At 58.0% G+C, this 22106-nt stretch carries 27 protein-coding genes; 11 read left to right on the top strand and 16 right to left on the bottom strand.

The window, feature by feature from the left end:
• Positions 1–392 precede the first annotated feature (392 nt).
• On the bottom strand, positions 393–1409 hold the full coding sequence (locus A4A58_RS28795; protein ID WP_244499904.1) for an AI-2E family transporter: 1017 nt from the start codon (positions 1407–1409) through the stop codon (positions 393–395).
• Positions 1410–2078: 669 nt separating this feature from the next.
• Here A4A58_RS28795 and A4A58_RS31025 point away from each other — a divergent pair.
• Positions 2079–2231, top strand: coding sequence for a hypothetical protein (locus tag A4A58_RS31025; protein ID WP_158005764.1), 153 nt, complete (start codon positions 2079–2081; stop codon positions 2229–2231).
• A gap of 64 nt (positions 2232–2295) precedes the next feature.
• Here the strand turns inward: A4A58_RS31025 and A4A58_RS28800 are convergent, their stop codons facing one another.
• The 5 genes from A4A58_RS28800 to A4A58_RS28820 form a co-directional block, all read right to left on the bottom strand.
• Complete coding sequence (locus tag A4A58_RS28800) at positions 2296–2499, bottom strand: cold-shock protein (protein ID WP_068738889.1); 204 nt, start codon at positions 2497–2499, stop codon at positions 2296–2298.
• Between the two features lie 73 nt (positions 2500–2572).
• On the bottom strand, positions 2573–2782 hold the full coding sequence (locus tag A4A58_RS28805) for a hypothetical protein (RefSeq protein ID WP_086937168.1): 210 nt from the start codon (positions 2780–2782) through the stop codon (positions 2573–2575).
• Positions 2783–3169: 387 nt separating this feature from the next.
• Positions 3170–3433 (bottom strand): hypothetical protein, encoded by a 264-nt coding sequence (locus tag A4A58_RS28810; protein ID WP_068738765.1) that lies wholly within the window; start codon positions 3431–3433, stop codon positions 3170–3172.
• A 59-nt stretch (positions 3434–3492) separates the two neighbouring features.
• Positions 3493–3765 (bottom strand): hypothetical protein, encoded by a 273-nt coding sequence (locus A4A58_RS28815; protein WP_068738767.1) that lies wholly within the window; start codon positions 3763–3765, stop codon positions 3493–3495.
• A gap of 81 nt (positions 3766–3846) precedes the next feature.
• Positions 3847–4074, bottom strand: a complete 228-nt coding sequence (locus A4A58_RS28820) for a hypothetical protein (protein ID WP_068738890.1) — start codon at positions 4072–4074, stop codon at positions 3847–3849.
• Positions 4075–5383: 1309 nt separating this feature from the next.
• On the opposite strand from A4A58_RS28820, the gene A4A58_RS28830 reads away from it, so the two are divergent.
• A complete protein-coding gene (locus tag A4A58_RS28830) occupies positions 5384–5569 on the top strand; it encodes a hypothetical protein (RefSeq protein WP_068738891.1) in 186 nt (61 codons plus the stop codon).
• On the opposite strand, the gene A4A58_RS31890 is transcribed toward A4A58_RS28830, so the two are convergent.
• From A4A58_RS31890 to A4A58_RS28840, 3 genes are all read right to left on the bottom strand, one after another.
• The gene (locus tag A4A58_RS31890; protein ID WP_081422138.1) at positions 5554–5883 is read right to left on the bottom strand and encodes a ribbon-helix-helix domain-containing protein; all 330 of its coding nucleotides are present in this window, start codon (positions 5881–5883) and stop codon (positions 5554–5556) included. The genes A4A58_RS28830 and A4A58_RS31890 overlap by 16 nt on opposite strands.
• A gap of 107 nt (positions 5884–5990) precedes the next feature.
• Positions 5991–6686 carry a helix-turn-helix transcriptional regulator gene (locus A4A58_RS30610; RefSeq protein WP_139069976.1) on the bottom strand — a complete coding sequence of 232 codons (696 nt, stop codon included), beginning with the start codon at positions 6684–6686 and terminating at the stop codon, positions 5991–5993.
• A 923-nt stretch (positions 6687–7609) separates the two neighbouring features.
• Positions 7610–7984 (bottom strand): septal ring lytic transglycosylase RlpA family protein, encoded by a 375-nt coding sequence (locus tag A4A58_RS28840; RefSeq protein ID WP_244499905.1) that lies wholly within the window; start codon positions 7982–7984, stop codon positions 7610–7612.
• Positions 7985–8215: 231 nt separating this feature from the next.
• Between A4A58_RS28840 and A4A58_RS28845 the strand changes: the two genes are divergently transcribed.
• The 7 genes from A4A58_RS28845 (at position 8216) to A4A58_RS28865 (ending at position 10954) form a co-directional block, all read left to right on the top strand.
• Positions 8216–8473 carry a hypothetical protein gene (locus A4A58_RS28845; RefSeq protein ID WP_139069977.1) on the top strand — a complete coding sequence of 86 codons (258 nt, stop codon included), beginning with the start codon at positions 8216–8218 and terminating at the stop codon, positions 8471–8473.
• A 162-nt stretch (positions 8474–8635) separates the two neighbouring features.
• On the top strand, positions 8636–8803 hold the full coding sequence (locus A4A58_RS31030) for a hypothetical protein (RefSeq protein ID WP_158005765.1): 168 nt from the start codon (positions 8636–8638) through the stop codon (positions 8801–8803).
• Between the two features lie 190 nt (positions 8804–8993).
• Entirely contained in the window at positions 8994–9644 is a 651-nt protein-coding gene (locus A4A58_RS28850; RefSeq protein ID WP_068738774.1) for an outer membrane protein, read from the top strand.
• A gap of 27 nt (positions 9645–9671) precedes the next feature.
• Complete coding sequence (locus A4A58_RS30615) at positions 9672–9956, top strand: hypothetical protein (RefSeq protein WP_139069978.1); 285 nt, start codon at positions 9672–9674, stop codon at positions 9954–9956.
• 65 nt (positions 9957–10021) lie between these two features.
• Entirely contained in the window at positions 10022–10261 is a 240-nt protein-coding gene (locus A4A58_RS30620) for a hypothetical protein (protein WP_139069979.1), read from the top strand.
• 48 nt (positions 10262–10309) lie between these two features.
• Positions 10310–10534 carry a hypothetical protein gene (locus A4A58_RS28860; RefSeq protein WP_068738776.1) on the top strand — a complete coding sequence of 75 codons (225 nt, stop codon included), beginning with the start codon at positions 10310–10312 and terminating at the stop codon, positions 10532–10534.
• Positions 10535–10603: 69 nt separating this feature from the next.
• Positions 10604–10954, top strand: coding sequence for a hypothetical protein (locus tag A4A58_RS28865; RefSeq protein ID WP_068738777.1), 351 nt, complete (start codon positions 10604–10606; stop codon positions 10952–10954).
• Between the two features lie 391 nt (positions 10955–11345).
• On the opposite strand, the gene A4A58_RS28870 is transcribed toward A4A58_RS28865, so the two are convergent.
• Positions 11346–11684 carry an integration host factor subunit beta gene (locus A4A58_RS28870; RefSeq protein ID WP_068738778.1) on the bottom strand — a complete coding sequence of 113 codons (339 nt, stop codon included), beginning with the start codon at positions 11682–11684 and terminating at the stop codon, positions 11346–11348.
• 352 nt (positions 11685–12036) lie between these two features.
• Positions 12037–15219, bottom strand: a complete 3183-nt coding sequence (locus A4A58_RS28875; protein WP_068738779.1) for a GAF domain-containing protein — start codon at positions 15217–15219, stop codon at positions 12037–12039.
• A 661-nt stretch (positions 15220–15880) separates the two neighbouring features.
• Between A4A58_RS28875 and A4A58_RS28880 the strand changes: the two genes are divergently transcribed.
• Complete coding sequence (locus tag A4A58_RS28880; protein WP_068738780.1) at positions 15881–16333, top strand: Hsp20 family protein; 453 nt, start codon at positions 15881–15883, stop codon at positions 16331–16333.
• 117 nt (positions 16334–16450) lie between these two features.
• On the top strand, positions 16451–17323 hold the full coding sequence (rpoH, locus tag A4A58_RS28885) for an RNA polymerase sigma factor RpoH (protein ID WP_433993661.1): 873 nt from the start codon (positions 16451–16453) through the stop codon (positions 17321–17323).
• Positions 17324–17355: 32 nt separating this feature from the next.
• Here rpoH and A4A58_RS28890 read toward each other — a convergent pair whose 3' ends face one another.
• The 5 genes from A4A58_RS28890 to A4A58_RS30625 form a co-directional block, all read right to left on the bottom strand.
• Positions 17356–18045, bottom strand: coding sequence for an alpha/beta hydrolase family protein (locus tag A4A58_RS28890; RefSeq protein ID WP_068738781.1), 690 nt, complete (start codon positions 18043–18045; stop codon positions 17356–17358).
• Positions 18042–19286, bottom strand: a complete 1245-nt coding sequence (locus A4A58_RS28895) for a DUF763 domain-containing protein (RefSeq protein ID WP_068738782.1) — start codon at positions 19284–19286, stop codon at positions 18042–18044. Before A4A58_RS28895 ends, A4A58_RS28890 begins: the two co-directional genes overlap by 4 nt.
• Positions 19287–19314: 28 nt before the next feature.
• The gene (locus A4A58_RS28900) at positions 19315–19872 is read right to left on the bottom strand and encodes an alpha-ketoglutarate-dependent dioxygenase AlkB (RefSeq protein WP_068738783.1); all 558 of its coding nucleotides are present in this window, start codon (positions 19870–19872) and stop codon (positions 19315–19317) included.
• Positions 19873–20119: 247 nt separating this feature from the next.
• Positions 20120–20734 (bottom strand): cell envelope biogenesis protein TolA, encoded by a 615-nt coding sequence (locus A4A58_RS28905; protein ID WP_068738784.1) that lies wholly within the window; start codon positions 20732–20734, stop codon positions 20120–20122.
• A complete protein-coding gene (locus A4A58_RS30625; RefSeq protein WP_139069980.1) occupies positions 20734–21258 on the bottom strand; it encodes an autotransporter outer membrane beta-barrel domain-containing protein in 525 nt (174 codons plus the stop codon). Before A4A58_RS30625 ends, A4A58_RS28905 begins: the two co-directional genes overlap by 1 nt.
• Positions 21259–22106 lie beyond the last annotated feature (848 nt).

Genomic DNA, 22106 nt, shown 5'->3' on the forward strand with positions numbered 1-22106 from the left:
CACTCACAGCAAGGCACTCAACCTCACAATGTGCCTTTCGTTGCCGCGTGGATTCGCCACTGCTGAGGGGCGCAATCTGGTGAACCCTCTAATCGAGTAATTCTTGCTTGGACGCGGCTCAACTCATTATTTCGTCGCCTGCGCGCGAGCTTCGCGGCGCTGAAGGTGAACTACATCAATGCCGGGGATTGGCTTGAGAAGTTAATTAACTCCAGCGCAGAACACCTTGACTTAAAGCTGATTCCTGCCGTGTTGGCCCCTCCCGCGGACCACGATCTTTGGACCATTACTGATGTTGTGACGGCAAAGGCACCTCCTCGGTTTGTTAGTAGCTAGCGTAGTCCATATGGAAATCTTTCATTTTGCGGAGCTCTTCAAGAAGGATCACAAAGTTACTGCGGCACTGGCCGGAAGATCCACTCGCGCCACACGGTCAGTAGTGCTGCCATAATGACAGGCCCTAGGAATAAGCCGAACAGGCCAAACGCAGCAATACCTCCGAAGATACCAACAAATGCTAGAAGAAAGGGAAGTCGCGCCGAACCACCGACCAGAGTGGGCCATACGAAGTGATCGCCAGCAAGCATAACGATCGCACCCCATAGAAACACCCCAGCGGCCGCAAACCCACTGCCTTCGCCGGAGACCAAAACTAATGCCGCCGCGGTGAAAGCCAACCAGGCCCCGAACGGTAACATCGCGAATGCTATGGTTATTATAGTAAACATCACGGGGGTCGGTACGCCGGCGACCAAGAATCCGACACCAATAAGCAATCCTTCGCCCACAGCGACGAGAATTGTACCGTTGACCGTGCCGCGCGTCGCTTCGACCATTTTCTCGACGAGTCCCTCTCCTGGATCGCCGATAAGGCGGTCGCACGTCTCGAGGAAACGGCTCGTGACAGCGCGACCATTACGGAGGAGGAAATACAAGGTCAGAAGCGAGAACAGCAACAGAAAAAGACGATGAAGCAGCTGTGAGCCGAATGTTTTAAACAACTCCGACGCATTATCCGCGTTAACAGTTTGAAGCCATGCCGCTGCAGCTTTTGGATCCGAAAGGTTGGCGCGCCACCAAGTTTGCAGAGTTTCCGCAACGAGCGGTAGACGCGCGACCCAATCCGGCACCTCAACACCACTCTCGCGGGCTTGCTTTAGCCACCTCACAAGAACGTCGCCTTGCTGCGCGATTTGGTAGATGGCAAGTGACAGCGGGGTGAACAGCACCAAAGCCACGATTGCGGTGAAGATGAACGCTGCCAGACTTGAATGACCTGACGAAAAGCGCCCCGCAAACTTAAGGTACAGCGGCCACAGGGCAACTGCGAGAATGGTGGCCCATATCAGGGCCGGCAGAAAAGCTGAGGCGGTCCATGTCCCGAGGCCGAAAAGGACCAGGGCAAGCACGACCCGGGAGTTCCTACGCGCGTCAGCTCCTAAAGGTAGCGGCTTTCGCTCTGCTTTGGGTGACGCTTGTTCGATGTGCACCATCCGTCGCTTGCGCAACGCTTCCGTTCCGGCCTTTTCTACCATCCATCACGCCCCCGTTTATCGGGGAAGAACAAAAAAGACTGTCGTTCAGTTCCAATCGGGAAAATGTTGCAATGCCATGAACGAGCACCGGATTTCGATTCTGAGGGTCGGACGTTCGAATCGCTCCGAGGCCAACATGAATTGCCCAACAAAATTCAGCTACTTCGCTCGGTATCGGCTTCGTTCTTTTGCGGATTTACGTACTGCATCTCGTATTTGCTAAACCCCTTCGATTTCGGGCTTTCCCTTTTAGTCACGATGAGTGCACGCAACACGGTATTCGCGAATCGCTCTATGCGCGGTAACGCCGTCGATGCGGCAAAATGCTGTGACGACACCTCCCGAAAACCAATCCATCCTGAGGTTCGCCGAACGGCCCGATGCCCCCCAGGGCTAAGGTTCGAGCGCGTGGCGGGGCCGTCTTCGTGGTCGTCGACGGTCCCGCTGTTCGTGCGCGGCCGCTATCGTCTCGTCAGCAAAATAGAACTGAACCTCTGCGACAGCTCGCCGCACCTATGAAGGCCAGCAACACAGGAGGCCATCATGCCAATCGCACTGAAGCAGCCAACGCCCTCGATCGTCACAGCACCCACAACGTCGCCTTGGATGCATCTTGTCTGGTTCGGGGCGGCCGGACTGTTCGTATCGATCCTTGCAATGACCTACGGCTTGGATCTCAGCCCGGGTTTCTTCTGAGCAAAGGAGAACCGCCGGGGGACTGGGAAACCGGCGGATCGATATTTCAGTCAGTTCGCCGCAATCAGCCGACGCGCAGGTTTTCTGCCGACGTCTTTCCGCGGTTTTCCTGCTCTTCATAGCTGACCTTGGCACCCTCGTTGAGCGTGCTCAGCCCCGCCCGTTCCACGGCCGAAATATGCACAAACACGTCCTTGCCACCTGTGTCCGGCTGAATGAAGCCGAAGCCCTTGGTCGCATTAAACCACTTTACGGTACCAGTCGCCACATCGCTCTCCCTGCTGCTATCGGCACAACGTCGCATGAAGCCACCGAGAGTCAAGAAGAGCACGCACGAGATACTAGGACGGCGAGTTATCGAATGTGGCCACGCCTGCCTCTATGACCTCGATTTCATTCTCGACAGCATCCAGCGGCACGCGAAAATCGAAACCGGTCCGGCTTCGCAGGTCCTTAGCGATGCGCTTTCGATGATCCAGCAGACCGACCAGCGCCGCCCGATCACCAACCTGGATGTATGCGCTGACAATAAGCTCGATTGCTGATGCCACTGCCGCCTCCAAAGAAAACCCGCCGGGTCGCTCCGGCGGGTCTGTCGTTTCGTCTACCAGCTAGCGGTAGGCATTACAGTGCCGCTGAGATGAAGCTATCGGAGGAACCTTAAAGAAGGATCCCGACCGCAGTGCGGTGATGATGCGGTCGATGGTTTGGACCGCGCGTTTCGCGACACAGGCCGGCTGTGGTATTCGCCATCCGCTACCATGCAGTTGTCCTGATCGACGGCACCTTCTTGCATCGGCAGGAATTGCTGGAGTGACGCCCGGCCCAAGCAACGGAAGCCGAGAGGCTTCCGCGCTCCTGACCAAAAGGTGCTGAGTTCACGATGCCTACTATCGTCGGAGCACTTGTTTTCTGGAACACGGCATTGCTCATAGGGCTTAATGCCGCTCGGAGAGCCGATCGTAGTTTTCTTTCACTATCGCTCTGAGGTCAGAGTAGACGTCTGATCGGGATGACCCAGCCGCAAGATCAAGGAACGCCTGACTGAAGGCTTTCGTCTTTTCACGGACCATCAGATCAGCCTCATTCCATGCGGCCGTCCCGCCCAGCATAAAAACTTGCATACGCAATGCGACGACCCGGCTTGCTTCGAAGTCGAGAAGGGAAGCTTCGGTCATTGCGACGAGAGTAGATGCAAACATGTTGGCTCCCAGCTTATGAGCTCCCGTTCAAACGGGACGGGACTACGTTGGAACATCTCCTATTCAGCATCGTTCCCTGCAGTTGCACCGGTGGTCGTGCGGCCGGCGCCGCGCGCCGCATTCAGCGCTGTGACGGCGATTTCTCGAAGTCGATCCCGGGGAAAGTTCAGCCGAAGCATAGCCTGGAAGCCGAGTTCGTAGTTGCCAAGGATCTCCCGCTCGAGCGCTAGCGCAATCGCTTCAATCTGAGCGGGGGAAGGCGGCGGATCTGGAACGTCATCGGCTGGCAACGTTTTGGTGGAACCACCCGCAGCGAGGAGCGCCTCAGCCATCAAGACACCTATCTGGACGCCAGCGCGCCTAGTTTCAACAAACCGTCGACAATATTGCGAGCAGGATCGTAACTCATCTGTCTACCAATGGCGCCGCCGCGCCATTGCTGCTCCGAAAAGAAAAGCAACTAAGAGGGCCCCCAATGGCGCGTCCCGTGTGACCTTTGCCAGAATGTCTAACGGTCTGCCGGGCTTGCGACCCTCGTCGATCGCTGTGCTGACCCGGTCGGCGGCGTCTTTGACGCCGTCGATGACGACATCTTTCAAATCTTCGGCCGGCTCTGCAGGTGGTAGCGTTTTGTCAGTCATGTCGTGATCTCCTCGCTGCAGCAGCACAAGCTTGCGATCCGGCATATCGTTCCAAACAGTCTCGGAACTGTTCTCCAACATTCGCTTTGAACCGGCTCAACAGGGAGCTCGATCATGTCATCCACAGCCGTCGCGATATTAATCTCGGCAATTGTCGCAATTTCAGCGCCTGCTTTCGCCCAAGGTGGTGGAGGTGGCGGCGGGGGAGGATCTAGCGGCGGCTCGGCGGGTGGCAGCGCGTCTTCAGCTGGCGGCGCAGGATCGTCTGGCGCTGGTGCCGGCGGAGCTACGGGCGCTGCCAACTCCGGCAACATCGGGACCGGCAACATCAACAGCGTCACCGCGGCGCCATCGTCCTCAGCCAGCTCGCAAACCTACGGACAGTCGCCGGCTGGCGCGGCTGCGACGAACTCGCTGAGCAGCACCAACACGGGCGTGATGGCCAATCCGAACGCTGGGCCGCCTTCTTTGAGAAATAGCGGCGCCAGCGTCGCTCCGGCCGGCCGGGTTGGGGACAAAACTCCGAGCCAAGATGCGAAGTGAGGCCGCGCACCAGCAGCCGCCTGTTTCCGAAGTTTCAGTTCAGACCATGCGCGGTAGCAGTCATACCCAGCGCTTAATCGACGTGGTGATTGCAGTCGGCCGCTAGCAGGCAAAATTCCCAGCGCCGAACAGGATTCACCAGCAAACATTCACGGGCACAATCCGCCAACCCCAACGGGTCCAAACCTGTCGATGACGAATACACGGGTCACGCCAACCCGGACCCCAACCGCCAATGCCCCAGCCAGCGCTCGCCAGGCCCAGACCAAATCCCGCGCCGACGAACGCCGGTCCCCCCCAGCCGCCGCGCCATCCACCGCCGCGCCACCCACCTCCATGCCATCCACCTCCGTGCCAGCCGCCGCCACCATGAAACCCACCGCCGCCGAAACCGCCGCGAGCCGAAGCATCGGTTAGTGGAAGCAGGCTCATGGCGGCAACAGCAACTGCAAGGATTACAGTTTTCCGTAACATCGCTTGTCCTTTCCCGGTCATGGTCGCTCCCGGGACGATGACGCAGTTCGGGCCGTTTTGTTTCAGGTGACGGCGGAAGCGATGGCCTGGTTTCCAAGGGCGGCGGTAGCAGAAAGAGCCGGTGAATGTGATCGCTTCTCCCCGGTCCTGCACCGGGCGCTCGGCTGTGTCGGTGACAATTGCGGACTGGTTCGGCGTCGGTGCCTACCCGGCGTCTCGCGGAAGATCGCTTTGCGACGGATCAAAACTGCCCCAGCTGAGTTTTTTATGGCTAACAGCACAGGAGATGAATATGAGCGTGGAAGGTAAAATCAAAGAAGGTGCCGGCTTCGTCAAGGAAGAGCTGAACGAACACGGCAAGGACGCGGAGAGCAAGAAGAAGGCCCAGCAAGGTCGCGACCTCCGCAACGAAGGCCGTGTCGAAGATGGCAAGGCTCCGAAGACGACACCGCCCGGCTCCGGTCATCCGGAAAAGTAATGTCGGCAATATCGAGAAAGCCCGCCCTCTCCGGGGCCGGCTTTCTGCTGCCTATCCGCATCGGCGCCAGTTGCCGAGCGGTATTTGGCAATAAAACGCTCCACAACAGAAACTCGGATAGCTGACGTAAGGTTGGAGTGGACTCGGTCGCGATCTATCCGCCTAGTCAGTGTTAACCGAGAGATACCTTCTTCGCTCGCAATCTCTGTCAACGCGTCCCAAAAGGCATCCTCGAGGCTAACGCTCGTTGACGTCCCGTTAGTTCGGGTGAAAGTTTGCTTTCGTGGCTTTATAGGTTTCCCCAGGTTAGCCATAGCGATTGATCCCCTTAGTGCGCGCAAAGCGGAGCTACGCCCTTCAGCTCCAACATCTCTCCATCGATCGCACTTCACTCCGGCTTTCTGGCTGCCTATCGCCGACCTCAATTGCCATGAGACGGGAGGACGGCGACACGCCCGAGTAATGCAACCAGCTCCGCCTGCCGCCTTGTTTGAGTTTTGACGAACAGAGAGGCCAGGTGTGAGCGGATTGTCGTCCGGCTCAGACGCCGGGAGCGAGAAATATCAAGCAAATTATGACCACGCGCCAATTCGACTGCAAGCTGGCTTTCCGCGGCTGTAAGGCCGAACAAGCGCCGCAGCGCCTCAGGCGTCGGCTCTGGATGAGCGTCAAGATCGAGCAGAATGATGGTGCTGGTTTCATCGGTCCAAACATTGATCATCTGGCTTACAAGCCTGGTGACGCCTTCCCTGAAGGAAGTCGCGAGCCATGATGTCGAGCCAACGGGAATTTGCGCTCCCGCGCGATTCACGAGTTGCTTGACGGCGCGATAGAGTGTTTCCCCGCTCGCGGCGCCACATTCGCGTTCCAATATCGCACGACCGATTGCGCTCACGTCAAGCAAACCGTCTCGTTTGAGTAGAACTTGCCCGCAGCCAATTCGCGCCAGGACCGCGTGTAGTACGTCACGTTGTCCAGCTAGGTCAGGCTTCTTGTCTGGATCAGCATCCGACCTGACGAGGGATGCGCGATTGGAAATGTTGAAGATTGATTCCCTGCATGGATGAAGGGATGCAATCGCGGCAGGCAATGCGGCACTCTGGGTCAAGTTCAACATTGCGGCTTTCCCTTTGCCTTTACGCCGTTTGAATGACAAGGCTTGATCGAGCCAAGAGCATTCCGACGTCAACGAGCCGTGTAAATGCTCCGCACGGAGTAATCCGACTGCACACCTCCCCGAGGCCTCGCAATCTAGTGCTCCGACTGACACAGAAAAATAGGAAGAGCGATGCAGAACCTTGCTCCCTTCTGCGCTAGCCCTCGGGCTAGAAGGCTCATGAACACTCGTACCCCATTGTGGCTACCCCCTGTGCCACGGGCGGTGCGACGTTTTCGCAAAGCGAACTAAATCTCAATAGAAGTATTGTACGCGGTTATTGGATGATGGGATGTGACGGCTGCACGACTGAGAGCGATATCTCGAAGGTGCGAAGAGTTTGCGAAATTCGGCGGGTATCGATCAGTGTCCGACCGGCTAAATGCTCTGGCGGTGAAATACCAGGAACGAGCGCGGAGAGTTGAGGAGCGCGCCGGAGTGTACTTAAATGGGGGCACGCCTGACGACAGGCCGTCGTTCAGTTTGCGGAGAAGGCGCCGCCGTTGTCCTGAATGACTGCCGACTGACCTTCTGCGATCGGCCACCGTCTGTCCAACAACTCTCGCACCTCTTGCCGGACCACTTCCGTACCCGAGTAGTAACCAAGGCAGAGGCCCGCATATCCGCCGATCAGAAAACAAGCGAAGCAAGCCATTAATGTTATCCACATCGCAGGGCCTCCATGCTTCATGGACCTTAGCTCTTCGCCGCATGTACACGAGCTTCGACGTCGAAACGGTATTCTCCCCGCCCGCAACCGGCGACGTCAATGATAACCGGATTTCTGTCTCAAGTCGCTTAGTTTCTCGCCGGCTGAGAATCGCTCCGTAAACAAGACCGGGTCATCCGGGTCACCCTCTCGGGCCTCGTGGGCTACTGAACGGTTACGCGCGCGATCCCGCCCATGCCGATTGCGTTGGCTGCTGCTCGAGACGGGTCGATGCAGCCCCTCGATAAACGGGCCGGTCCGTGATGCGGACCCGCACCGATCTGCCGTTGTTCTTGTTCGTGACCGTGACGTGGCTACCGAAGCGCCGGCTCTTGTGCGCGGCCATCAGGGCGTAGGCGTTGAACCGTTCGCCCGAAGCCGTCCTACGGCCGTGGTAGCCATCCCCAACGCCGTACTGGCTGGCGACGCACGTTTCTTCCTTGGTCAACTTGACGCCAATCGAGACAACGCCTTCGAGAAAATTCTGGGCAAACGCCGGTGAATTGAAAAATGCGCACAGCAAAACGCACGCGGAGAACAGGCGGATCAATGAGTTTCCTTGGGTTGCGATGCTATATGCGTTTGCGACACAGCCATCACGCTGTGGACTACGCTCTGTCGCTGGCAGAACACCGAACATTCTCGGGCAAAAAGGAGCGGATCGCGGCGGTCGAGAGCGTGCTCGATGGGCTGAGTGATGAGTGTCCCGCATGCTGACACCCAGCTTGCCAGATCTCATCGACTTTCCAAATGTCGTACTGCGCTCGGGTAAGCTCAAAGCATGACAAAGAAACCAGCGGCTTCCCTGCATGACAAACCACTCAACATGCCCGCCGAGGATGACCTCGAAGCGCTGCTGGCCCTCGACGTGGGCGTGATGTCGATACACGATTCCCCGCTCCTTGGTACTCTGACGTTAGTCACCCGAGATTGGCACTACGATTTTCTGATCAACGAACAGATCGCCAACGAACTGATCCAAGAAGCACGAGCTCTTCTCCGAGGCGATAGCCCGTCTCTGGTCGAACGTAACGAATAGTCAGATTGCCATTGGTCAGTAGAGCTTGTTGCCCACATTCCGAAGAACGGACTTCGAGTGCATCCAGGTGCGGATCGCCGACACTCGCAACAACAGTACATGATCGATGCAGCGCGAAAATCGAGGACGATAGACAGAAGAACGAGAGTACGGGTTAGAAAAATGCTGCGCAACGACATCACTAGCCCATTGAATGCGAAACCCGCCTCGCTCCGGGTGCAGCGGGCGGACAGCTTCAATACCGAAGTCTGGATACCGGCGGTGTCCGCCTCGATCCGTGCCCATGATCAGGCCTGTCACGCCGGCATGCTGCCATCAAGGCTTGCTTGATCAGCTGGATGCTCAGCGTCGCTCTTCCTGCGTATGGAACCAGACGGTAGCGGGTGCCGCACGCTTTAATTTGTTCCCGCCTGCAGCTCACAACTTCGGCGCGATCGTCCCCGTGTGTGCCTTTTGAGAGACGGTAGTGGGGCGGATTAGTTCATACGATCTCGCTACAGATTTAAAAATGGAGCGACACATGAAAAAGTACTTACTCGCAACGGCCGCGCTACTTTTCGCTGCAACGTCGGCCTCGGCTGCCGACATGGCTGCACGTCCCTACACCAAGGCGCCCGCAATGGCGCCCGCGATAATCTACAATTGGACCGGCTTCTATATCGGCGGTCACGTCGGCGGCGCCTTCCGCGGCAATTCGAACAACGTTCTCGGCGGCGGTGACGACGGTCGCTTCATGGGCGGCGGTCAGATCGGTTGGGACACGCAGTTCGCGCCTAACTGGGTGTTTGGTTTGGAAGCGAACTACAGCTTCATCGACACCAGCAGCAGCTTTGCAAACCGCGGTCTCGGTTCGGTTACCGGCCGTCTCGGTTACACATGGGGCCCGTCCCTTCTTTACGTAAAGGGCGGTTACGCCTGGGCCGACTCGCGCTTCACCAACGGCTTCACCGGTGATGGTGGCCGGGATGGCTACACAGTTGGCGGCGGTCTCGAATATCTGTTCAGCCAGAATTGGTCGGGCAAGGTGGAATATCAGTACTACGATTTCGGGACGACCAGTTTCGTCACTCCGACGTTTGCTATCGGCGGCTTCCGAAACGACGAGCACACGATCAAAGCGGGCCTGAACTACCGCTTCAATCTGGGCAACTTCGGCACCGGCACCTTCTAAACACTGACGTCAGTGAGAGGCCGGCAAATGAATGCCGGCCTTTTCTATTTGCCAGACGATTGGCGAGACAATCAGAACAATTACGGCCGCCGCGGACATCTCCGGGGCGGGCGCATTTCTTCACTCAAGGTGAGAGTTGTCAGTCAATATACCCTGAGCCAGCGCACATCGTTGATCGCCCTATCCAGACCTGCCCTGGTTCTGACACCTCATCTCGGAGTCGCCGAGCGCATCGAGCACGATGATTGCACGTTTGATGACCACCTTAAGGGCGGCGTGAAACATGGCGACAGAGTGATCATTCATTGCTGAACCTTCGCGACCGGGAACGATCCGCCACAGCGGCTGTTTTCTGGAAAACTCGCCGGAGCCAATCGATGAAAGTGATACTTTCTAAAAAGGAGCTGGAGCGCGAAGCCCTCGCGGAGATGAGAAAACGCCCAGGTTGCGAAACGCTGAAGGCAGTCGACGTCCAATACAGTGACCTTCGAGCCGATACGAATTGGACTCTGTATGCCTTCACAGAAGGTCGAATTGATCCAGGTGCTTTGCATAGCGCGCTGGAAATGACCGTAAACAAACTGCGCCATCAATATGAATTGCGCGCCCCGGAGTGATCCCTTACAGGAAGTCAGACTCCCACCTCGTTCTGAAGTCTGACCTCCATGCTTAAAAAGAAAGCGACCGCCAACGAGCTGATCTGGCTCTTTCACGAGAAGCTTGCAGGCTCCAACTTTCCCAATGCCGGGATTGCGATTATTCCAATCGGTAACGGCAATTGGTCCGCGCTGACGAATGCCACCGAACGCCGGCACTATCCCGATCTGGCAAAGACTGTGGTGCGAATAGAGAAGCAGCTCCGCGCTCGCTACCTCCTGAAAGAGGTTTGATCTGCCTTCACGGGCGGGAACTAAGCCGGCGATTGCCTGTTCTATGGTCCCATCGACCAAGGCTGCATCTTGAACAAGACCAACCAGTTTGACCTTCCTACGCTGCCACATGCCCAAGCCGCCGAGCGCTCTCGAATGAGCGACGACCAAAGCCTGATCAAGGCCCGTTACTGCAGATCGATCCTGAAGGTCGCCGCGATCAGCACCGAGCAGGAAGCCCGCATTTTGCTGAACGGCCTGGCCACCGAGCAGGTTACCACGAACACCTCTCCCGCGATGGCCGAGGCTGAACGAGTAGCTTTGACTGCGATCCGCGATCTGGCTGGATATCAGCACAGCCGAAGCGTCCCCCAAAGCTCCAGCGAGTGGATGCGTGCCGCGCGAGCAATCCAGTTGTGGCTAAACGTTCACGATCAATAGGCATCGTGCGCGCGGAATGCGGAGAAATGGACGCGTCCGATAGCAAACAGCAAAAGACATCTCGTGAGCTGTAGCTTCTGTATCGGAACGGCCTATTTTCGAAGCCCGTCTCAAAAACTTCATTAAAGGCACGCACCGCTAAGGCATCCGGCACCAGACCTTTGCCCTACGGTACGCAGTACGCAGGTGCCCCGTACCAGTGCTGCGTACCTCGCCGTCCATGAAATAGCTCAAGTGGCGGATGTCGTTGAGGTTTCCGCCTACTCGTTTTGTGATACGCAGTATGCATTTTCCCCAGACAGGAAAAATCTGCGCGTGAGGAGAGCGCCGGTCCTTAGCGATTGCGCCTAAAATGCTTTCAGACTTCCCCCTACGGTTAGACAAAGCTGGTTTAGCTCCCCGAAAAACCGGCGGCCGGTCTTGAGGCAGCGCTCATTTCCGGCGCAGCATTTTCGCGATTCAGGCGCTCGCGCATTTCCTTTCCGGCCTTGAAGAACGGAAGGCACTTTTGGTGCACGGTAACATGTTTTCCAGTACGTGGGTTGCGGCCTGCACGAGCGGGGCGATGCCTTACCGAGAATGCGCCGAAACCGCGAAGCTCAGCCCGGTCACCGCGTGCCAGCGCAGCGACGATCTCATCGAGAATCGCGTTCACGATGTTCTCAAGGTCCCGCTGGTAGAGGCGTGGGTTATGTTTAGCGATGCGTTGAACAAGTTCGGATTTGACCATCGTGACGTCGGAAATTTGGCGGGAGGCCGCATTTCCTCGATCTGGCTTGCACTGTCAAGATGCAATAAATTGGGGCATCGTCGAAAAAGCTGACGCGGCGAGACCTGTTGATCTGCACTCACCAGTCTTGGAGCGGAACCAAATCATCCACTTCTGTTTACATAATCCAAGTGCGATATCCCAATCGATTTCCTGTCTGTTCCCGATGTTGAGGCCTCCGTGCACCTTCGATCTGGCCGATGGGCATTAGCCGAGGAGCGTCAATTGATCGCGTTGATCGAGGGAATACGTCGGCAGCCAGAGCTCCTGTATCTGTTGTTTTCGTTCAGCTTAAGGCGCCGCAGCTTTGGTTTTAGAGGCCGTCAAGCAACGCCCTGACCTTTTCTGCAAGATCGTTGATTGTATAAGGCTTTGAGATGAGATGCGTACCCGCATCCAGAACGCCATTATGGACTATGGCGTTTCGCGTATAGCCCGTGGTGAACAAAATCTTGGCGTCGGGCAACAGCGGTTGGAGGACTTTTGCGAGCTCACTGCCTGTCATTTCGGGCATCACAACGTCCGTGAAAACCAAATCGGGCCGTGAGCCGTTCTCAATGAGGTGAATGGCTTCTCGCGCGCTTGCAGCTTCTATGACCGAATAGCCAAGTTCTCGAAGCGTCTCGACAGAGATCGCTCGCACGCGTTCTTCGTCCTCAACCACCAGGACCAGCTCTTGATGCTGCCCCACGTCTGCGCGCACCGCGCCAGTCGAAGCATCGGTCGTAACCTCGCCGTAGAAACGCGGCAGGTAGATTTTTACGGTGGTGCCAACATCAAGTTCCGAATAAATCTTCACATGACCGCCCGACTGACGCACGAAGCCGTATACTTGACTAAGGCCAAGGCCCGTGCCTTTTCCGACTTCTTTGGTCGTGTAGAACGGATCAAAAACTTTGCTCAGCACATCGCTGTTGATACCGGTACCGCTGTCGGTCACTGCGATGAGAACGAACTGTCCCGGTTCAATTGAGTATTGTCGGGCATACGCCGCATCCACAGACGCGTTCATCGTTTCGATCGTGAGTTTTCCTCCTTGAGGCATCGCGTCCCGCGCATTGACCGCGAGGTTGAGTAAAGCGCTCTCAAGTTGAGCCGGATCGGCTTGGACGTTCCACACCCCCGCTGCGAGCACTGTCTCGATTGCAATGGTCTCGCCCAGCGACCGATCGAGAAGCTCGCTCATACCCGCGATCATACGATTCACTACGATGACTTCTGGAGCTAAGGGCTGCAGGCGGGAGAAAGCCAACAAGCGCTGGGTTAAGGTAGCGGCCCGGTTAGCGCCGTCCAAGGCTCCGTCAATGAAGCGGGTGATGTCAATGTCACCCTTTGCCAGCTTCCGGCGGGCTAGATTCAAGCCTCCGATGATCACGGCGAGCATGTTGTTAAAGTCGTGAGCTATCCCGCCAGTCAATTGGCCAACCGCCTCCATCTTTTGGGCCTGTCGCAGCTGCTCCTCCGCCTTCGAACGTTCGCCAATCTCCGTGGCCACACGCTGCTCGAGATCGATATTGAGCGCCTGCAGCTCCGCCTCGGCCCGTTTCCGCTCGGCGAGCTCCCTTTCGACAGCCGCAAACAGCCTCGCATTGTCGATGGCCGTCGCCGCGTGTCCCGCAATTCCCAAGAGAGCAGCCTCATGCTCTTCTTGGAACTTGCCGGTTTCCTGATGGCCGAAGAACAGCCCTCCCAAAACGTCACCGGTGCGTGAGATGACCGGTACCGCAAGGTACGAGCGCACCGGAAGGTGGCCTTCGGGCATTCCTTTGCGGGGAGCGTTCTTGCCGTATCGCGGGTCGGCGAGGATGTTTTCTGATCGTACAACCGCCGTGCCAAGAAACGTCGGCTCAAACACTGCTGTATTCCGCGGCATCGGAAAATTCGCGAATGCAGACCGGGGCGCGCCGGAGAGCGCGTAGAGCATGTAGCTCTCGCCCTCGGGCGAGAGAACATTGTAGAAGAACGCGCCAAATTCCGCACCGCAGAGCTCCAGGCCGGCATCCGTAACGGTCTGGACGATGGTCTCGAGATTGCGTTCCCTGGCGACGGTTGCCCCCGTGTCATTCAAGATCCTGAGATGTCGTTCGGATTTCTTGCGCGCCGTGATATCGATGACAGTGCCAACAAAGCGCACTGCGTTGTGATTGACGAATATTGCGTCACCCGTTGCGGCGAGCCATCGTTCGATCCGGTCCTCGATTCCAATCGTCCGATACTCGATGCGATATGCAGCCGAGGAGGAGGGGTCCAAGGCGTTGGTCACCGCGCGATGAACGCGTTCGCGATCGTCAGGATGCAGCCCCGCAAGAAACGATTTTTCATATGAAATCTCGGCTTCGGATGAAAGGCCAAACAGAGCTTTGCATCTCGCGTCCCAGCGAAGGACGTTATTTACCGGGTCAAAGTCCCACGTTCCGATACCGGCTGCGTTGTTAGCTAGGCTGAGGCGTTCTGCGGCTTCTCGCGCGGCTTCTTCTGAACGGACTCGCTCGATATGAGCCCACGACCTTTCGGTAACCTCCGCAAGCAGGGCCAGCTCGCCAGCCGCCCAGCGATGGGCGGCCTGATGATGTATTGCCATCAATGCCGTTAAGCGGTCCTCTTTCACGAAGGGCATGCAAATAGTGGATCCGATCCCAATATCTTGGAAGGTTCGGGCTTCTTCCGGCTCCAATTCTTCAAGATTGTCATTGATGATCAGCGGTCGGCCGTTACCCAGCTCCTGAACAGCTTTTCTGCCGAAGTCAGCAAGGCTGTAGTGACCTAAGATGTGTTTCGCGCCAGGTGCTGCCCAGTCGCCGCGAATAGTAAAGCCATCCTGATCTTCATCCATGTCGGCATAGGCGCAGTTAGACACGTTGAGGTGCTGGCCTAGCATCCGGGTCGTGACTGATAGAATCTCGTCGGCCCTCCGGCACTTCGCAGTTTCTTTGCCGAGGTCATCCAGAAAGACAAGACGGGCTTCATTTGCCCGAATAGTTGCCTCTGCCCTACGCCGTTCTACCGCAGTCCGGGTCCGGTCAGCGACCTCCCGCATGAGGTCAAGTTCGGCGTCTGACCATTCTCGTGCTTCGGCATTGTTGAGATAGAGCAATGCCACCACGCCGTTTGGCTCAAGGATGGGCATGTTCACCAAGGCGCGTGCCGAAATAAGCTCAAGGGCCTTCGCCTGATCTCCTACCCGACCATCTTTTTCGGCGTCGGCGAACACCACGGTTACGCCGCGCTTCAAGTCCTCAATGTAGCTGCCGTAATCCCGGAATTGCAAAACCCCAGCAAGGCTTTTTATGCCCGGCGCATTCCAGTCCCGGCTTATCGTAATGGTTTCAGCGGAAAGGTCGATCGTGCCGTAACCCGCGCGGCTGACACCGAGAGCCCGCCCCAAGGTCTCCGCGGCGGCGTACGCAAGATCGTCAGGGTCTGATATCTGGCGGATATGATCGCCCAATGCGGATAGCACATCACTGCGCAGCCCCGAAGCCATCATTGCCGTCATGCGAAGGCCTCAGCTGGCGGCAGCTGTACAAGGTCGCGACGACTCGAAGCGTTTCGAACGGGACTGAGAAAAAGGCTCACGTGACCCCATAAATTCAATAAAATTCGGAATTTGGTCAATTCGTTGCCGGCCGTCAGGTTCCAATTATCCGTTTGGCCAGGTTAGCTGACCGCCGCGATTGCCAAATATTCAGCTGATAGGGTTTGCGGCTGTCAGAGAGTTGAGGAGTCCGTTCATCCCAGACAAGGAATGCGTTCATACCGCTTGGGCATCGGATGGCATTGCCGTCGAAGAAGGAAAGCCAGTGGTGAAACGCCCCCGTCGGCGCTAGGAGCCCGCCGCATCTGGCGGGATCAGTCGTCTCGACCGCGATCGGCTAATCGCCCCTTACTGGGCGTCATGGATCGACGTAAGCTTAGTGGTCGCCTCCTTCACTCCTTTCTGTTTGAGACGGCGATCAGCGATGTAGAGCGGTCGACTGGGCGGTCAAGAATTCGCCCGCGCGGAAGCCAAAAAAATTTGCCCCACCCCCCTTGAAACTTTCCGCCAGTTTTTTTTATTTTAGGTGCGCTGGACGCCAGAGGTTGGGTCCAGCGTGAGGCGGACGCCGGGGGTGTCCGGCGCCCGCTCATACCCATCTTGCTCATTGGAGGATTTGGCTATGAAGACTTACGACTTTGCTCCGCTTTGGCGCTCAAGCATTGGCTTCGACCGCCTGTTTGACCTCGTGGATGCCGCTCAGCGCGCGAACGAGGACAGTTTTCCCCCATACAATATCGAACGTGTCGGGGATGACCGATACCTCATCTCGCTTGCTCTGGCGGGTTTTTCGCCGGACGAGATCAGCTTGACGGCAGAGCAGAACGTTCTGACGGTCGAGGGCCGCAAAGGCGAACAGAAGCGTGACTTCCTGTTCCAGGGCATTTCTGGTCGCGCGTTCAAGCGGCAATTCAACCTCGCCGACCATGTCCAGGTAACCAGCGCGACTTTCGAGAACGGCCTTCTGCAGATCAACCTGATCCGCGAGATTCCCGAGGCCATGAAGCCGCGAAGGATCGCCATCAACGCAGGCCCGCGCTCAAACGTCGAGCAACTTGAAGCCAAGGCGGCCTGACGCCTATTCGATCACTTCGTGCAATCGTTCCGCGATGGCTTCGGCCGTCGCGGATACGCGCGATATTCGAATGGCGCGCTGATCGTCGTGAAGTCAACAGGAGGCAGTGATGACCCAATTCGCACTTCCAGCCTTGGCCGCTGGAGAAGGCCTTACAAACATCTCACCGCGATCAAGCAGTTTCCTCTCCTCAAACCTGAAGAGGAGTTCGCCTACGCCAAGCGCTTACGCGAAGGGGGCGACAGGGAGGCTGCCTATCATCTTGTGACCAGCCATCTCCGGCTGGTCGCTAAATTGGCTATGCGCTATCGCGGCTATGGGCTGCCCATCGCTGATGTCATTTCGGAAGGCAACATCGGCCTGATGCAAGCCGTGAAGCGATTTGATCCGTCTAAAGGTTTCAAGCTTGCGACCTACGCCACCTGGTGGATCAAGGCAACGATCCAAGATTACATCCTGCGGTCGTGGTCGATCGTCCAGATTAGCGCCAAGTCCACCCAAAAGCGGCTGTTCTTTAACCTGCGTCGCTTGAAGAGCAAGATCGCAGCGCTCGAAGAAGGCGATATGCAGCCCGACCACGTAGCAACGATAGCGCGTCGCTTGAATGTGCCCGAACGCGAGGTCATCGAGATGAACCGGCGGTTCCTCGGAGACATGTCGCTCAATGCGGCTTCACGAGTGGACGAAGAAGAAGGCGCTGAGTGGCAGGAGCGCTTGGCCGACCCAACGTCGAATTTTGAAGACGACGTCGCGGAACGCAGCGAACTTAACTGGAGGCGGCAGATCCTCGGGCAAGCGCTCGCCCATCTGAAACCGAGAGAGCAGCGTATCATCGAAGCACGATGGCTGTCGGATACCCCTCTTACACTTGACGACCTGGCCGCAGAACTGGGCGTGTCACGCGAGCGTGTGCGGCAGGTGGAAGTCAGGGCACTCGAAAAGGCCCGGGCGTATGCAGCTTTGCTCGCCGGAGACATGGGCGCGAAGTAATTCGATCCGAGCGGGCTCGACGGGGGGCGACATTAGCTTTCCAAGCGCTCCACCCATTGGGAGATGGTGAGCGCAATTTCCGCCACTACGTTCTGGTCGGTCCGTCCGCTGCGGGCCGGGATATGAAAGCCGTGATCGGCGCCATCGATTAGGTGAGAGGTTGCCCTCGATCTCAATCCCTTGCAAACTTGGCGAAGGAGCACGGGCTCCGCCAACTTATCACGCGTTCCCTGGATGAAGAGCATGGGGATCCGAATGCCTGCAAGGTGTTCGGCCCTTGTGATCGAAGGTTTACCGGTCGGATGCAGGGGGAAACCGACAAAGGCCAGCCCGCGTACATCTTCGATCGGATCTTCTGCTTGCGCCTGCGAGGTCATGCGCCCGCCGAATGACTTGCCACCCGCGATAATAGGCATGCCGCGGCATCGACGGCGGGCGTCCGCCACGGCCAATCGTATGGCCGCATGCGCAACAGCCGGGGTGTCGGGGCGTTTGCTGCCCTTCTCCATGAACGGGAACTGGAAGCGCAAGGTCGCGATGCCATGGCCATAAAGCTTTGCAGCGACATCTTCCATGAACGGATGCGTCATGCCTGCGCCTGCACCGTGGGCGAAGACGAAACAGGCTTGCGCGTTCCGCGGCTTCATCAGGAGGGCTGAAAGCGCGAGCGCGTCCTTGCTCTTCAGCGTCAGGGGCGTTACGCGCGGCAGCCGGGTGTTCATTTCGCTGCCGACCGCTCGCCGAATCGCTCCTCCTCCAAGCCGAAGACCGAGCGACCGCCGAGCGCGGAGGATGCCTGTAATTCGCCATCCACGAAATCCTCGAAGGACGGACCGCTTGCCGTTTGTTCGAGGCGGCGAGCCTGGTCGTCGAGCCGTTTCAGAGTCTGCATCTCCTCGTCTCGGCCGAGCTTGGCGTTCTGGACGGCTGTCTTCAGCACGCGGATGGTCTCGTCGTAGACCTTGATCGGCACCGGGTACGGGTGACGATCCTTGCCTCCATGGGCGAGTGAAAACCGCGCCGGGTCGCGGAAGCGGTACGGCGCGCCATGGACGACCTCGGCCACCATCGCAAGCGAGCGGACCGTCCGTGCGCCGACGCCCGGCGTGAGCAGTAGCTCGGGAAAGTCGAGCGGCCCGCGCTCGGCAGCCGCGGCGAGCGTGCCATGAAGGCGCCGGGTGAACACATCGCTCGAGCGGACATCGTGATGCGCCGGCATGACGAGATGCGGCAGGAGGGGCTGGGCAGGCGCGCTGCCAGTCAGCGCCGCGAACTCGTCGACGATGCCGTCGGGTCCCAAAGCCATCAGCAGGTCCAGTTGCGCTGTTCGGGAAGGCGCGGCGCGCCCATCCGTCAGATTGACGACGTTTCCTTGAAACGGACCATCGATGGCGCTGTGCGGTTCGTCGACGAAACTCGTCAGGTTCTCGGAATGCCAATGATAGCGACGGGCCTGTTTCTTGTCGCCGTTCATGCCCTGCTGGACCACCGTCCATTTGCCCTCGTCGGTGACGAAGAAGCCGTGCAGGTAGAGATCGAAGCCATCCTGGACCGCTGCGCTATCGACCTTGGCGACGAGACGGCTCGCGCGCGTCAGGGCGGCCCCGTCAAATCCGATGCGGTCGCCGAGCGCGTGAAGTTCGTCAGGAGTTTTCCGCGAATGCTGGCCCCGACCTCCGCAGACGTGGATGCCGAGTTCGTCCTGCAGCGGACCCAGGCCGCGCTTGAGAGCACCGATGACGCTGGTCGTGATCCCCGACGAATGCCAGTCCATTCCCATCACGGCACCGAAGGATTGAAACCAGAACGGATGGGACAGCCGCCGCAAAAATTCGTCGCGACCGTAATGGTGGACGATCGCCTGGGTGACGATGGCACCGAGCGCTGACATGCGCGAGGCCAGCCATGGCGGAACCCGTCCACCATGCAAAGGAAGATCGGCGCTGCCGGTCCGTTTCGCCATTCGTCCTCGATATCCGATTCTTTGCCATTTAGGGGCTACGCTCGACCATCGTCCGGAAGGTGATGGAGTAGCGTTTGGCTTCGACGGCCGGAATGCTGTGTTCCCATACCGACCGCGCCTCGCCGGACATCATGTAGATCGAACGGGACTTCGCTTCGAGGGTGAAACGCTCGAACTTGGTCGAAGCGGGCCTGCGAAATCGGAACTTGCATATCGCGCCCAGCGACAGGCCGAAGATCCGGTCGAAGTGCGGCTTGTCCCTGTGCCAACCGATCCCGACGCCGACGTCGTATTCGGTGCAGAGGACTTGCTGTATTCGCGTACTGGGTCCACCGAAAGTCTCGACGCGATGTGAGACATCGGAGAGCCATTGAGGAATTGGCTCGGCTTCAACGAGGTGGCGTGCCGTATAGTCGTAGCTGAACCCGAAGGAGGCTACGCGACGCTTGCCCTCATACTGGCCGAACTGAAACGGCTGGAGGGGCAAGTCGGCCACTTGGGCTATAAGGTCGAGCGCTTCCGCTGCCGAAACGAAGTCTTCGGCATACCGGAGTCCATCGGGACCTGGCGTGTTTTCCGCAAACAAACTGAATTGGTCGGACAGTGGATTCTACCAAGGCTGTGGATCTACGACCTAGTTATGGAGCCGCAGCGCAAAGTCAAAGGTCAGGGGGATCCGGCACATCATAACCAACCAAATAAGAACGGGGGCGTACGCGATCGCGAGGAGAATAAGCGCCAGTGGAAAAGCGGTTGCAATGAAGATTGTATCCATGTTGCGAGGCTGCATGGTTACGAAACCGAACAATCGGAATTCCGTTCCAATTCCCGCCTCAGTCGCCGCCCTTCTTGGCCCGACGTAGCGCGGCGCCCAGCTTCTCCCGTTGCTGCTCCCAGCGCCGTCGTTCGGCCTCCGTGCGATTGTCGATTTCGTCGCGTTCCGCCTGTATCGCGGCATCTCTCGCGTCGTGCTCCTGTTCAGCGGCATCAAAGGCTACTTGTGCGCTTGCAACCTGCGCTGCTTTCCGTTCTCGCTCCTTGATCCTGGCTCGCTCTTCCTTGCGCTGGTCGGCTTCGCGTTTCCGCTGCTGTTTGTCGAAGATGGCCGCGGCTCTACGTGCTTCCGCGTTGTCGACTTTGGTCGCTTTGGCCTGAGGAGCCACCCGCTTCCGCGGAATTGACACTTTCTTGCCGGCCGCAAGGCCTTTCGGAAGTTCGCTCGTCTCCTTGAACGCGCCATTGGTGCCGACTGCTCTCCGCAAAACGATGCCGGAATGCGCGATTGTTGCCGAGACGATTGCAGGGTCGTCGGTCTCCTCGGCGAAGCCCTGGTGAAACAGGTTGCTGTCGGCGCCCCAGATCTCGAGCGCGGCCTTCATGGACGGCGCGGCAACGGCCAGGTCGAAAAAGCCGATCGATGTCTGGTAGGTCTTGAGCTTCCGGGCCATCACTCGCAGGCCGGATAGGTGTCCGCTAGGCCATCGAGTACTTTCTCGATGGCTTTCACCCGTTGCTCCTTGTTCTTACCGGAGAACTTTCGATGTTCGGCGATCGATCTTGCATAATCCACGGCATGGTGGCTGTGACGAAGGCGCAGATAGCCGTGATCCGGACAGGGCGCGATGGCGTGGGCCTCAAGGAGGATATCCGTCGCCCACATGGATAGAGTCTCGGCGTCGTTCGTGTTCTTCGACATAGTCACGTCTCTCCAGTAACCGCCGAGAGTGTAGCCCTTGACGTCACTTTCGCCGGTGATGCCGTCATAATGAGTCACTCGCCCGTAGGCCCCGCCGAGAGCAAAATACAAACCGAGATGATCCCGGCTGCCATTGCTGTGTTCGCGGCGCACAAAGTCTTGGCCAGCCTGAAGGCCAAGGAAATCATATGTGTATTGCGGACCGGTGCCGTAAATGCCGCGCGCGTCCCCGTCGCGCCGCCCGGTCGTGCCAATAAAGCGTCCCCAGCCCCCAATAAAGGGCGATCGCTGCGCGGATTGCTATTGGGGGAAACCCTGAATGCCGGTGGAACGCCAGACCAGTCCGGCGTAGCGGAGGAAATCATGACTGCCGGCCAACGGGCGCGATCTTGTTTCGATTTTTAGGTCGCACAAAATTGCTTAGGGTTTCTGCCGATGTCAGATTATCGAATATTACCATATAGTTTGTTGCACGTGAGGATTGCCGCGAGGAGGCAACAATGCCGGATATCCCTAACCGTCGGGCATTCCTTCGTTTAGCGAGCAATGCGCTCGCGGTCGCGGCAATCGGCGCGGCTGGCATTCGCTTCATTGATATCGCAGAGGCCATGCCTGTCGCACCTGTCTTGGGCGCGACTGAAATGCGAACCGATCTCATCACGCCAGCGCAATGGGGGCCGCCACACGGACCCGGCTGGCGAAGACGCTCCCGGCGCGGGCGCCGTTGGGTGTGCTGGTGGCATCGCGGGCGCCGTCATTGCGGATGGCGATGGTAGATTATTTGGCGTTGTTAGGCCGAGCCGCGGGACGTTTTCTATTCCGGGGATATTTACGCCTCGCCTCGCCTGCGAGTGCATCGCGCTCATCCAACAAGAGATCGAGCTTGCCTTGGAGTCGATCGAGCGAGCTCTGAGCTGGGCCGACGTCTATCCCAATTCGTTGAAGCTGGATAATGTCATTCCGAACGCGAGATTGGCCCTAAGGCAATGGCAGCGAGAACATCATCCTCGGTCATTCGATAGCTCCAATTAACCCGGAAGCATGCTTCCTTAGGTTGTCACCCTAAGGAAAACAACCGACGCAGACGAGTTGTTCACGCAGCCTTATTGTTTCGGTTAAAATTT

Origin of the sequence: Tardiphaga robiniae, assembly GCF_001618955.1 — a bacterium.
Classification (GTDB): domain Bacteria; phylum Pseudomonadota; class Alphaproteobacteria; order Rhizobiales; family Xanthobacteraceae; genus Tardiphaga; species Tardiphaga robiniae_A.